The organism is Dethiothermospora halolimnae (assembly GCF_037577855.1).
Taxonomy (GTDB): domain Bacteria; phylum Bacillota; class Clostridia; order Tissierellales; family VENL01; genus Dethiothermospora; species Dethiothermospora halolimnae.
Window position 1 is genome coordinate 16246 of sequence record NZ_JBAKFX010000023.1, and the last position, 13908, is coordinate 30153.

At 32.3% G+C, this 13908-nt stretch carries 10 protein-coding genes and 2 other annotated features; of the genes, 3 read left to right on the forward strand and 7 right to left on the reverse strand.

Annotation, left to right across the window (positions count from 1 at the left end):
• Nucleotides 1–129: 129 nt before the first annotated feature.
• From gcvPB to argS (V6137_RS10660), 6 genes are all read right to left on the reverse strand, one after another.
• Nucleotides 130–1599, reverse strand: a complete 1470-nt coding sequence (gene gcvPB / locus V6137_RS10635) for an aminomethyl-transferring glycine dehydrogenase subunit GcvPB (protein ID WP_425447909.1) — start codon at nucleotides 1597–1599, stop codon at nucleotides 130–132.
• A complete protein-coding gene (gene gcvPA, locus V6137_RS10640) occupies nucleotides 1596–2963 on the reverse strand; it encodes an aminomethyl-transferring glycine dehydrogenase subunit GcvPA (protein ID WP_425447910.1) in 1368 nt (455 codons plus the stop codon). Before gcvPA ends, gcvPB begins: the two co-directional genes overlap by 4 nt.
• Entirely contained in the window at nucleotides 2944–3357 is a 414-nt protein-coding gene (gene gcvH / locus V6137_RS10645; protein ID WP_425447911.1) for a glycine cleavage system protein GcvH, read from the reverse strand. The genes gcvPA and gcvH overlap by 20 nt, the downstream gene beginning before the upstream one ends.
• 15 nt (nucleotides 3358–3372) lie before the next feature.
• A complete protein-coding gene (gene gcvT, locus V6137_RS10650; protein WP_425447912.1) occupies nucleotides 3373–4482 on the reverse strand; it encodes a glycine cleavage system aminomethyltransferase GcvT in 1110 nt (369 codons plus the stop codon).
• A gap of 222 nt (nucleotides 4483–4704) precedes the next feature.
• On the reverse strand, nucleotides 4705–6459 hold the full coding sequence (argS, locus tag V6137_RS10655) for an arginine--tRNA ligase (RefSeq protein WP_425447913.1): 1755 nt from the start codon (nucleotides 6457–6459) through the stop codon (nucleotides 4705–4707).
• Nucleotides 6460–6746: 287 nt separating this feature from the next.
• Nucleotides 6747–6960 (reverse strand) — a binding site (T-box leader).
• A gap of 16 nt (nucleotides 6961–6976) precedes the next feature.
• Nucleotides 6977–8731, reverse strand: coding sequence for an arginine--tRNA ligase (gene argS, locus V6137_RS10660; RefSeq protein WP_425447914.1), 1755 nt, complete (start codon nucleotides 8729–8731; stop codon nucleotides 6977–6979).
• A 287-nt stretch (nucleotides 8732–9018) separates the two neighbouring features.
• Nucleotides 9019–9232 (reverse strand) — a binding site (T-box leader).
• 205 nt (nucleotides 9233–9437) lie between these two features.
• On the opposite strand from argS (V6137_RS10660), the gene V6137_RS10665 reads away from it, so the two are divergent.
• Nucleotides 9438–10574 (forward strand): baeRF7 domain-containing protein, encoded by a 1137-nt coding sequence (locus tag V6137_RS10665; RefSeq protein ID WP_425447915.1) that lies wholly within the window; start codon nucleotides 9438–9440, stop codon nucleotides 10572–10574.
• Nucleotides 10575–10720: 146 nt separating this feature from the next.
• Here the strand turns inward: V6137_RS10665 and V6137_RS10670 are convergent, their stop codons facing one another.
• Nucleotides 10721–11377 (reverse strand): GntR family transcriptional regulator, encoded by a 657-nt coding sequence (locus tag V6137_RS10670; RefSeq protein ID WP_425447916.1) that lies wholly within the window; start codon nucleotides 11375–11377, stop codon nucleotides 10721–10723.
• A 173-nt stretch (nucleotides 11378–11550) separates the two neighbouring features.
• Here V6137_RS10670 and V6137_RS10675 point away from each other — a divergent pair, with 173 nt between their 5' ends.
• Together V6137_RS10675 and V6137_RS10680 are read left to right on the forward strand one after the other, a co-directional pair.
• A complete protein-coding gene (locus V6137_RS10675; RefSeq protein ID WP_425447917.1) occupies nucleotides 11551–12321 on the forward strand; it encodes a dimethylarginine dimethylaminohydrolase family protein in 771 nt (256 codons plus the stop codon).
• Nucleotides 12322–12431: 110 nt separating this feature from the next.
• Nucleotides 12432–13883 carry an alanine/glycine:cation symporter family protein gene (locus V6137_RS10680; RefSeq protein ID WP_425447918.1) on the forward strand — a complete coding sequence of 484 codons (1452 nt, stop codon included), beginning with the start codon at nucleotides 12432–12434 and terminating at the stop codon, nucleotides 13881–13883.
• Nucleotides 13884–13908: the final 25 nt, after the last annotated feature.

Genomic DNA, 13908 nt, shown 5'->3' on the forward strand with positions numbered 1-13908 from the left:
CCTGCCATGTTTCAGGTATTACAGGCATCTTTTTTTCTTTGTTCGATAGATGCCATAATACTGTTAATTAAAGCAGTTTCTATATCATTATTTTGTGGAAATAACATATACTTATCCTCCTATTCATATTTATAGCTTCATATCATTTTCATCCCATTTTAAAATAGGACTTCTTGCAGCCTTAGCTTCATTAACCCTTTTTATTGGAGTAGTCAAAGGGGCAGATTTTAATATATCGGGGTTTTCTTTGGCTTCTTTAGCTATTTGTATCATTGCATCAATAAAGGCATCAAGGGTTTCTTTACTTTCGGTTTCCGTAGGTTCTATCATGATAGCTTCACTTATTATTAGTGGAAAATATATTGTCGGTGGATGATATCCTAAATCCAATAATCTCTTGGCTATATCAAGGGTTGATATAACTAGACTATTTTCTTTTAATCCACTTAAGACAAATTCATGTTTACAAAGATTATCGATAGGTAGATGATAATAATCTTTAAGTTTAGACATAAGATAATTTGCATTAAGAACCGCCGTTTCACTTACACTTTTTAATCCTTCTGCCCCCATTGTAAGTATATAGGTAAGGGTTCTTACAAGGGTTCCAAAGTGACCATAGAAACTCTTAATTTTCCCTACAGATTTAGGTTTATCATAGTTTAGTATATACTTATTATTATTTTTTTCTATTATTGGAACTGGTAAAAAGTCAACTAAGTCTTTTCTCACACCAATGGGGCCACTACCAGGACCTCCTCCACCATGGGGAGTTGTAAAGGTTTTATGAAGATTTAGATGTACTATATCAAATCCCATATCTCCAGGTCTTGTAATTCCCATTATTGCATTCATATTGGCTCCATCATAATACAGTAATCCACCTGCCCTATGGACTAAATCAGCTATTTTTTCTATATCCCTTTCAAATAAACCTAGGGTATTTGGATTGGTTAGCATTAAACCAGCAATTTCATCATCTAATAGTTCCTCTAACTTTTCAACATCCACTAATCCCTTTCTATTTGACTTAACCTCAACAACATCAAATCCCACTTCTCTAGCACTGGCAGGGTTAGTTCCATGGGCTGAATCGGGAATTATTATTTTGTTTCTTTTGTGGTCTCCTCTATTTTCATGATATGACTTTATGATTAATAGACCAGTTAATTCCCCTTGGGCACCTGCTGCAGGTTGAAGGGACATTTTCTCCATTCCAGTTATTTCAGCTAACTTGTTGTTTAGTTCAGACATAAGTTCTAAGGCACCTTGTACAGTCTCCTCCGGTTGAAGGGGATGTATGTGGGAAAAACCCTCTAGTCTAGCTACATCCTCATTTATTTTCGGGTTATACTTCATAGTACAGGAACCTAAGGGATAGAAACCTGTATCCACACCATAGTTTTTATTTGATAATAGTGTAAAGTGTCTCATGAGGTCCCCTTGACTAACCTCTGGTAAATCCAATTCTTTATTCCTTAATAAATCTTTAGGTATAGCATCTGAGATATCCATATCTTCAATATCACATTTAGGAAGGGAAAGGGCTATTCGATTAGGTTTAGATAGTTCAAAAATTAATTTGTTATATTCTTTCATTTTATTCCCTCCAATATTTCTGCTAGATTATCAATCTCATTTTTTGATCTTTTTTCAGTTATACAATATAATAAAGAGTTTTTATATTGTGGGTAAGTTTTTCCCAAATGAAATCCTCCTAAGATATTATTATCAAGTAGGGTTTCTTTTATTTTTTCTTCATTTACATTGCTTGTTATGGCAAATTCTTTGAAAAATGGTTTTGTAAATGTGGGTTTATATTTTTCAGACTTAGTTAGTATATTAAAGGCATATTGGGCTTTTTTAGCACATTGCAATGCAACTTCTTTAAGGCCTTTTTTACCTAAAGTTGTTAAGTAGACTGTTGCTGCTAATGCATTTAATGCTTGGTTTGAACAGATATTTGAAGAAGCCCGTTCTCTTCTTATATGTTGTTCTCTAGCTTGTAATGTTAAAACAAAAGCTCTATTTCCATCTAAATCCTCTGTTTTTCCCACAATTCTTCCTGGAAGTCTACGCATTAATTTTTTTGTTGTGGCCATAAAACCTAAATATGGACCTCCAAAACTTAAACTATTTCCTAGAGATTGACCTTCACCTACGACTATATCTGCCCCTAATTCCCTTGGAGATTTTAATATACCTAGGGATATAGGGTCAACACTCATTATTAGCTTAGTTTTTTTACCCCTATGGGTAATTTTTTCAATATCAGATACATTTTCTATAATGCCGAAGAAATTTGGACTTTGAACTATAACAGCTGCTATCTCATCACCCACTTTGCTATCAAGTTCTTCCAAATCTGTAACCCCATCCTTTTCTGACACTACTATTAGCTCTAAATTTAATGCCTTAGCATAAGTTTTCACAACACTTATATATTCAGGATTAACTGTATTTGATATAATTATTTGTTGTTTTCTTGTGTCCAATGAAGCCATAATTATAGCTTCAGCAATGGCTGTGGCGCCATCATAAACTGACGCATTTGCAGCATCCATTCCGGTTAAATTACAGATTAGAGTTTGGAACTCAAAAATAGTTTGAAGAGTTCCTTGGCTTATTTCCGGTTGGTATGGTGTATATGATGTATAAAACTCTGATCTAGATATAACATGGTCTATAACCGACGGAATATAATGATCATAGGCTCCTGCACCTAAAAAACAGGTTAGATTATTGATATTATTATTTTTATTACTTAGATGTTTCATATAGTTTAAGACTTCAAGCTCTGATAATGACTCACCAATATCTAAATCTTTTTTTAGTTTTAGATTATTAGGAATATCATCGAATAATTCATTAATAGACTTTGCTCCTATTTCTTTAAGCATTTCATCTAAATCATCATGGGTATTGGGTATATAAGGAAATGATTTAGTCTTCTTTAGATTCATAGCCTATATCATCCATTTCCTCATTTAAATATTTTTCATAATCCTCACCAGATAACAATGTATCTAATTGACTTTTATCCTGTATTTCTATTTTCACTAACCAGCTATCATAGGGGCTTGAGTTAATAAGGGCTGGATCGTCCATAACTTCTTCATTTACCTCTAGTATTTTACCATCCACGGGCATATAAAGGTCAGAAGCCGCTTTAACTGATTCTACTACAGCAAAATCTTCTTTGGCTTTAAACTCGTCATCCTCGTCGGGTAAATCCACAAATACTATATCACCCATTGAATTTTGTGCATACTCACTTATTCCTATATAGGCTTCATTATCCTCTACCTTTAACCATTCGTGGGACTGTTTGTATAGTAAATCTTTTTTTATATTCATATTACTTCCTCCCTGTTATTTTTTATATTTTTTCTGATAGAATCTTTTACTTATAATTACTGCTTTTTTAGGTTTATTTCTTATTAAGATAGATATTTCGGTATCTAACTTTGCATACTTAGAGTCTATTATCGCCAGTCCTATATTCTTTTTAAGGGTTGGGGAAAAATATCCTGTTGTGACAAAACCTATTTTATTATCATCAATTGCCACATCATAACCTTCCCGTGGGATACCCCTTTCCTTCATTTCAAATCCCACTATTTTTCTTGGAACCCCTTGTTCTTTCTGTTTCACTAGCGCCTCTTTTCCTACAAAATGGTCTTTGTCTAACTTAACGAAAAATCCTAGACCAGCCTCCAGTGGAGTTATAACTTCAGAAATCTCATGGCCATATAGGGGTAAAGTAGCTTCAAATCTAAGGGTATCCCTTGCACCTAAACCAGCAGGTTTTATGCCATATTCTTTTCCTGCATCCATAATGTTATTCCATAATTTATCTATGGACTCCTCATTAGTATATATTTCAAACCCATCTTCACCGGTATAACCAGTTCTGGATACAAGGCATTTAACTCCTGATATATCCACATTTCTATCACAATAAAAAAACTTTATTTTTGACAAATCGGTATCAGTAAGTTTCTGAAGGGTTTTTTCTGCCAATGGTCCCTGTAAAGCCAATTGACCCATGTCATCTGATATATTTTCTATTGATACATCAAAACCTTCTTTATTAGCTATCATCCATTTATAATCCTTATCTACGTTACCGGCATTTATTACTAGATAGAAATATTTATTTGAAAATTTATATACCAATAAATCATCCACTATGCCTCCATCGTCATAACACATTAAGCTATATAAAACTTGATTATCTTCTAGAGTGGAAGCATCATTGGTTATTAGATGCTGTATAAAGGGCAGGGCATCAGCTCCCTTTACCTCTACTTCTCCCATATGGGATACATCAAAGATACCAACATTATTTCTAACTGCCTCATGCTCTGCAATTAGCCCTTCATATTGGATAGGTAATGCCCATCCAGCAAAATCTATAATTTTTCCTCCACTTTGAAGATGGATATCATAAAGGGCCGTTCTTTTTTTATTTTCGGTCATAACATCCTCCTTAGTAGTTTTATAGTGATAAAAATAAACTACATATTTATTATGTGTTACTGGAATAAAAGTATGTTATAAAAAAATAAAAGCTGGTAAAACAATTAATTGTTTTACCAGCTTTTATTTAACTGTCAAGCTATTGGAAATTAGTAAATTTTGGTCTAAATGCGTTGATAATCGCCTAATTTTAGTGTTGGGGGACTTGTAATCCCCAACTTACTACATCCTATCAGGAGCTTCAATACCTAATAAATCAAGTCCAGTTTCTAAAACATCTTTAGTTAAGTTACTAAGATTTATCCAAGACATTTTCTTTTCCATATTTTCTTCTGTTATCATCTTAGTGTTGTGATAGAATTTATTAAATTGATTTGCCACTTCATAAATGTATTCACACATCTTATTTGGAGCTTTATCAATAAATGCTGACTCCACCACTTCGTTGAACTTTGACAGACTTAACATTAAATCCCTCTCTATATCACTATGGGGGTTAATAATGTCACTAGTTTTATCAACATCCACTTTTCTTAATATAGACTTAATTCTGACAACAGTATATAAAATATAGGGACCTGTTTTACCTTCAAAGGATGAAAATTTAGCCATATCAAAGATATAATCCTTGGTAATTTGATTTGATAAATCACCAAATTTAAGGGCCGATAAACCAACTTTTTTTGCTATGTCATTCATTTCTTCGGAACTTAAGGAATTATTATTTTTTAGTTTATTTCTTACATGGTTTGTAATGGTATCTATCAAGGTTCTAAGTCTCATAACTCCTCCGTCCCTTGTCTTAAAGGGCTTTCCATCTTTACCATTTATGGTACCATTACTTAGAAAATAAAATTTCAGATTTTCATCAACAATTTTTGTCTTCTTAGCACATCTGAAAACCTGTTCAAAGTGGAGTCCCTGTCTTTTATCCACTACATATATGATTTCATCGGGACTATAATCTTTGACCCTTTCCCATATGGTAGCAAGGTCAGTGGTACTATATAGGGTAGAACCATCGGATTTTAATACCATAAAAGGTGGCATGGGCTGGTTATCATCTTCTTTAGCAACATCTATAACTAAAGTACCTTCACTTTCTTCAGTATAATTATTGTCCTTTAGATAGCCGATCATTTCATCTATATATTGTTGGCAATCACTTTCTCCTTTCCATAAATCAAACTCTACATTTAAATCACTATAATTCTTTTTAAGGTCTTTTACAGAAACATTTAATATATGTTTCCAAAGAGCTAAATAACCTCTATTGCCTTTTTGAAGCTTAGAAGTAGCTTCCCTGGCTTCTTTCATAGCATCCCCGTTACTTTTAGCTAATTTACTTGCAGCTGGGTATATTTCTTCAAGTTCATCTATAGTAAAGGGAGCTTCCTCTGGATACTCTCCATTAAAGTTTTCATCGAAATATGGTAGATCAGGATTTCTTCTTTTAACCTCTGAAATTACCATACCCATTTGAAGACCCCAGTCACCTAGATGAACATCTCCTATAACCCTATGACCTAGGTATCTTGAAGTCCTTTTGAGACTTTCACCTATTATTGCAGGACGAAGGTGACCCACATGAAGGGGTTTAGCAACATTAGCTCCTCCATAATCTATCATTATAGTCATAGGGTTCTGGCTTTCAGTAATTCCTAGTTTTTTATCACTATATATATTGTTAATATAATTTGTTAGGAAATCATCAGTAATGTTAATGTTTATAAAACCTGGGCCAGCAATTGAAATATCTTGAAAGATTTGAATGTCCTTAATCTCACTAAGAACATCATTTGCAATATCCCTAGGGGATTTTTTGTATTCTTTAGCAGCAGCTAAAGCTCCATTACATTGAAACTGACATAGGTCAGGGCGGTTTGATACAGTTACAAAACCATATTTTCTATCATAACCATATTTTTCAAATTTGTCTTTAACTAAATCATTAATCTTATCAATAACCTTTTTCATAATATACCTCCTAATTAATTATTAACTTTACATAGAATCTTTTATTATACCAGGGAATGAATTCCCTTTTACTTGTTTGAATTGACAGTTGACAATGGACAATTGACAGTTGAAGGTGATTTTACTCACTCTGTTCATAAAATATTATATTTCAAATGGGCTTTGCCCATTTGTACCTTAATTGTCCATTGTCAACTGTCAATTGTAAATTGAAGTAAGTAGCTTCGAATTCATTGGGAAATTACCTTCAACAAGCAAATAAATATAAAAAACCCGTCTCATAAAAAATATGAGACGGGTATAATTCCGCGGTACCACTCAAATTGACTAAATAATAGTCCCCTTAATAACTTTAACCCAGTTAATGGTTTACCCTTACACATTGGCTCAGGTAAATTCTCAGAGGCCCTTTTCTCCATTTTATTTCTTATGGGACTTCCACTCTATTCCCACTCGCTGTTAGAAAATTAAAATGGATATTTTTCTCGTCATCGAAATTTTAAATCATATATTTTTATTACATCCTATCAGGAGCTTCAATACCTAATAAATCAAGTCCAGTTTCTAAAACATCTTTAGTTAAGTTACTAAGATTTATCCAAGACATTTTCTTTTCCATATTTTCTTCTGTTATCATCTTATTATTGTGATAGAATTTATTAAACTGATTTGCCACTTCATAAATGTATTCACACATCTTATTTGGAGCTTTATCAATAAATGCTGATTCAACTACTTCGTTGAACTTTGATAAACTTAACATTAAATCCCTTTCTATATCACTATGGGGGTTAATAATGTTACTTGTCTTATCAACATCTACTTTTCTTAATATAGACTTAATTCTAACTACAGTGTAAAGGATATATGGTCCTGTTTTTCCTTCAAAGGATGAGAATTTATCCATATCGAAAACATAATCCTTAGTAACTTGGTTTGATAAATCACCAAATTTAAGGGCTGATAAACCAACCTTTCTTGCTATTTCATCCATTTCTTCAGCAGTGAAGGAATCGTTATTTCTAAGTTTGTCTTTAACATTATCTTTGATGATATCTATTAAGTCTCTAAGTCTCATAACCCCACCTTCCCTTGTCTTGAAAGGCTTTCCGTCTTTACCATTCATTGTACCGAAACCAATAAAGTCAAACTTAAGGTCTTCATTAACGATTTTTGTTTTTTTAGCACATCTAAATACCTGCTCAAAGTGAAGTCCCTGTCTTTTATCAACAACATATATAATTTCATTGGGGTCATAATCGTTAACCCTTTCCCATATGGTAGCAAGGTCAGTGGTACTATATAGGGTAGCACCATCGGATTTTAATACCATAAAAGGCGGGATAGGTTGTTTATCATCTTCTTTAGCTACATCTATAACTAAAGCACCTTCACTTTCTTCAGTATAATTATTATCCTTTAAGTAAGTAATCATTTCATCTAGATAATGGCGACAATCACTTTCACCCTTCCATAAATCAAACTCTACGTTTAAATCCCCATAGTTCTTTTTAAGGTCAGCTACAGAAACATTTAGTATATGTTTCCAAAGAGCTAAATAACCTCTATGGCCTTTTTGAAGTTTAGAAGTAGCTTCCCTAGCTTCTTTCATAGCATCCTCGTTACTTTTAGCTAATTTACTTGCAGCTGGGTATATCTCTTCAAGTTCATCTATAGTAAAGGGAGCTTTTTCTGGATACTCTCCATTAAAGTTTTCATCAAAATATGGTAAATCAGGATTTCTTCTTTTAACTTCTGATATAACCATACCTATTTGAAGACCCCAGTCACCTAAATGAACATCTCCTATAACTTTGTGACCTAAATATCTTGAGATTCTTTTAATACTTTCACCTATTATTGCGGCACGAAGGTGACCTACATGAAGGGGCTTAGCAACATTGGCCCCACCATAGTCTATCATTATAGTCATAGGATCTTCATTTTCAGAAGTACCTAGTTTTTTGTCACCATACATATCATTTATATAGTTTGTTAGGAATTCATCGGTAATGTTTATATTTATAAACCCTGGACCTGCGATTGAAATATCTTGAAAGATTTCAATGTCCTTAAGCTCACCGAAAACATCATTTGCAATGTCCCTAGGGGATTTTTTGTATTCCTTAGCAGCAGCTAAAGCTCCATTACATTGGAATTGACATAGGTCAGGGCGGTTTGATACCGTAACAAAACCATACTTTCTATCATAACCACATTTTTCAAATTTGTCTTTAACTAAATCATTTATTTTATCAATAACTTTTTTCATACATATACCTCCTAATTAATTTATTGTAATTCATATTGAATCTTTATATTATTATACTGGAGAATGAACTCCCTTTTACTTCTTTGAATTGACAGTTGACAATGGACAATTGACAGTTGAAGGTGATTTTACTCACTCTGTTCGTAAAATATTATATTTCAAATGGACTTTGCCTATTTCCACCTTAATTGTCCATTGTCAACTGTCCATTGAAGTAAGTAGCTTCGAATTCATTGGGAAATTACCTTCAACAAGCAAATAAATATAAAAAACCCGTCTCATAAAAAATATGAGACGGGTATAAATCCGCGGTACCACTCAAATTGACTAAATAATAGTCCCCTTAATAACTTTAACCCAGTTAATGGTTTATCTTTACGTTTCCGCTCAGATAACTTCTCAGAGGCCCTTTTCTCCATTTTATTTCTTATGGGACTCTCACTCTACTCCCATTCGCTGTTAGAAAATCAAAATGAATACTTCTCTCATCATCGAAATTTTAAATCATATATTTTTATCGATAATTATATAGTATTTATTATATGTTGTCAATTAAATAAATACACATTTTTTATAGGAAGGTTATAAATACCTAAAGACTGCCCTAATCGTTTAGAACTATAATCTCCGGGTAATCCATTAATATAGACACTTTTATAAGATAATAGATATTTTTAATAAAACTATTACTTTGAGGAGGAATTTAATGGATTTAGTAACAAGAGACGATTTTGAGAAGTTAATTAATAATAATGATGGGGTTTCTATTTCTATTTATTTACCAACGGAAGTGGCAGATTTCGATGTGGATAAGGGGAGAATTAGACTGAAAAACTTAATTAGTGAAGCCAGAAGGGAATTGGAAGGCAAAGATTTTAGTCCCAAAGATATAGATAAGATATTAAGTCCAGCAAAAAAGTTTTTAGATGATCATAAATTTTGGAGTCATCAAAGAGAAGGACTAGCTATTTTCCTTTCTGAAAATAATTTTTACTATTATAAACTCCCAATAAGTTTTGATGAAATGGTAGTTGTAAGTAATAGATTTCACATAAAACCTCTTATGTCCTTGTTAAGTGGAGACGGTGAATTTTATATTTTAGCCCTAAGTCAGAATAAAGTTAGGCTTTTAAATTGTACCCATTATAGTGTTGAAGAAGTGGAACTAGAAGATGTGCCAGAGAGTATTGATGAGGCATTATGGCATGATGATCCTGAAAAACAGCTTCAGTCCCATAGCGGAGGTAATGGATCAAATATTTATCATGGTAACGGTGCCGGTGATGATGATAAAAAGAAAAACATCTTAAGATATTTCCACAAGATCGATGATGGTGTATATGACATGATTAAAGACCAACGATGTCCTTTAATAGTTGCAGCCGTTGATTATATGATACCTATATATAAAGATGCCAACAGTTATCCCTATTTATTAGATGAAGGAATAGAAGGGAATCCTGATAACTTAGACTCTGAGACATTGCATCAAGAGGGGTGGAACATTGTAAAGGACCACTTTAAAGAAAAACAAGAGGAGATTATTAATAAGTATAATGATTTATCCAAAACTGATTATACGTCAAATGATATAGAAAAGATTGTCCCCGCTGCATATAATGGAAGGATAGATTCATTATTTGTTGCTAAAGGTATCAAGCAGTGGGGCATATATAAAGAGAAGACCAATAGTGTTAATTTAAATATAAAAGAAGAAGAAAAATCGGAAGACCTACTGGACTTTTCAGCAGTTCATACAATGTTAAGGGATGGAGATGTATATGTACTAGAAGCTGAGAATATACCAGGGGATAAGCCTTATGGGGCTATTTTGAGATACTAGGTTTTAAAGGCAGAGAATAGAGAATAAATAATAAAGAATAGATAAGGAAACCGTGGAATGAATTCCACGCTACATCTAAAATTAAAAAAGAAGAAATATAAATTAAGGGATTGGATTTTTCCAATCCCTTAATTTATGAAAGAATATTAGAGTTTTTCTAAGCTAGCTAGGGAAATATCCCAATGTACATTTTTTATGTAATTCTCTAATTCTTGTTTGTTTTTAGATTTAAATAAGTCTATTATAGTCTTATGTTCGGTATTGGTTTTTTTTAGTATTTCATATATACTTTTTTCTCTGTTATTTTCATCCATGGAATAAGAATGTTTTATAAAATTCCTTCTTAGTTGATTTACAACTCTTATAAGTTCTTCGTTATCACACTTATTTATATAAACATTATGAAATTCAGTTTGCAATTTATTATACAACTCATAATCTTCTTTTGATATAGCTTCATCAATATCATTAACTTTTCTTTCCATAATACTTATATCTTCTGTAGTTATAAAATCCATAGATAAAAATGCTGCTAAAGAATCTAATGTACCGATAAGGGTATAGAGTTCCTTTGCTTTTTTTTCATCGATGGGTTTTACTATAAAACCCCTTCTAGGTAACTTTTCTAAATATCCCTCAGTAGCTAGTTGGATTAAAGCCTCTCTCACTGGAGTTCTACTGATTTCTAATTTTTCACATATCATTTGCTCACTAATTTTCTCATTTGGTGATAAAGTGCCATCATTGACCTTCTCCTGTATAAAATTATATACGTGGTCTTTTAAAGATAAATAATTGGTCATATTCTGCCTCCTTATAATTATTATACTATAAATAGAAAAGTTTAAAAGATAAAAATCTTGATAAACTTATTTAAAAATTCAGAAAAAAGGTTGACTAAAATATGGCAGTAATATACAATATAATATATAAAGTATAATATATAATATATTGTATACAAAATGGAGGGGTTAAAATGTTTAAGAATGTTATAGTTAGAAAACCAAGTAAAAGTATGGCTGATGGTATTACATCAGCTCCTGAATTAGGAAAACCTGATTATGATTTGGCTTTGAAGCAACATGAAAATTATATTAATGCTTTAAAGTCTTGTGGAGTAGAAGTGACAAGACTAGATTTAGACGAAAGATATCCAGATTCTTGTTTTGTAGAGGATGTAGCTGTTCTTAATAAAAAGTGCGCAATAATAACAAATCCTGGAGCTGAAAGCAGAAAGGGAGAGGAAAAAGAAATTATAAATGTAATTGAAAAATTCTATGATAAGGATAAAATTGAATTTATAAAGGCACCAGGGACCCTAGAAGGTGGAGATGTAATGATGGTTGGGGACCATTTTTATGTGGGGCTTTCCGATAGAACCAATCAAGAGGGAATAGATCAGTTTATAGCTATTCTTAAAAAATATGGTTTAACAGGGTCTGCAGTTGAAATGAAAGAATTTCTACACTTAAAAACTGGGGTTGCATATCTAGAAAATAATAATATGTTAGTATCTGGTGAATTTATAGAGCATCCAGACTTTAAAGACTTCAATAAAATATTAATAGATGAAAATGAACAATATGCGGCAAATAGTATATGGGTAAATGATAAGGTTTTAGTTCCTAAGGGATACGAAAAAACTAAAAAAGCCATAGAAGATGCAGGCTATGATGTAATTACAGTGGATACATCAGAATATAGAAAATTAGATGGTGGTTTAAGTTGTCTATCATTAAGATTTTAATTGAACAAGTCTGTATAGAGTTTTAGTAAAACTCTATACAGACTAAAACATCTTCCGTTAAAAATTCAGAATAATCAATTTATTGTGCAAATTAATAAGGGGGAGTATTTGTGAATTTGCTACAAACTATAGTTTATGATTATTTATGGGGAATACCATTGGTGATTTTAATATTGACTACAGGAATATATTTGACTTTAAAGACTAAATTTTATCAATTTAGAAAGTTTAAACATTCAATAAAGACTACATTTAAAAACTTAAAAGTTGATGGGGAAAAAGGGGACGGAGTTATATCTCCATTTGAAGCTCTAAGTGTAGCTTTAGGTGCAACAATTGGAGTTGGAAATATAGGTGGAGTTGCTACAGCTATAGCCTTTGGAGGGCCGGGAGCTATATTTTGGCTATGGATTGCTGGACTTTTAGGTCCCATTATAAAAATGGCGGAAATAACACTGGCTGTTCACTATAGATCTAAAGACAATAAAGATGAGGCCTATGGTGGCCCAACTTATTATATATCTAGGGGATTAGGAAAAGAAAGAAAACTTAAAAAGTTATCTAAAGTTTTAAACTTCATTTTTATATCTGGATTTGCTACAGGCTTTTTTCTTACAGTTCAAAACTATACCATATCAGAAGCAATTTCCACTACATTTAATTTTAATATTGTTTTAGTAAGTGGAATATTTACCATACTTTTATACATGATCATAGCTGGAGGATTAAGCTCCTTGGCAAAATATGCAGCTAAGTTAGTGCCATTTATGGTTATTTTTTATATGGCAGGGGGACTATTTATTATATTTAAAAATATAAATATGGTACCTGAATCAATAAGAATAATATTTGATAGTGCATTTAATGGTACAGCGGCCACCGGTGGATTTGTAGGGGCAACGGTTGCTAAGGCTATAAAAGTAGGAATGTCAAGGGCAGTATTCAGTAATGAAGCAGGATGGGGATCATCTCCAATGGTTCATGCATCTGCTAGGACTGATCATCCTGTAAAACAAGGTTTATTAGGTGTTTTTGAAGTGTTTATGGATACAATAGTTATACTTACCATTACAGCTTTGGTAATAATGGTTACCGGGGAATGGAGTTCAGGACTAGATGGAGCAGCTCTCACCTTAAGTGCCTTTGAATCAGGTTTAGGGGAAGTAGGTCGAGTGATACTAACCATAGGGATATTTTTATTTGGCTTAACCACAGTATCAGGTATTTATGCACAGATAGAAGTTTTATTAAGATATATGCTAGGTAAAAAATCTAAAAAGAAAGAAAAAATATTAACTGTATATAAGTGGTTCTACCCTTTGCCAGGATTTCTTATGGTGGTAATAGCCGCCTATTATGGTATGCCAGGAATCCAAGTTTGGTTATTTGCTGATATGTCTACAGCTCTACCTATTTTTGCTAATGTTGTGGCTCTTTTACTATTAAGTCCTAAGTTTTTAGAATTATTAAAAGATTATAACTCTAGATATATCCAAAAGAAAAACATAGATAGTAGCTTTAATGTATTCTTTGAGGATAAAAAGGAGAGTATAAAAAAATAAAACAAAAGTGGCAAAAGCCGCTTTT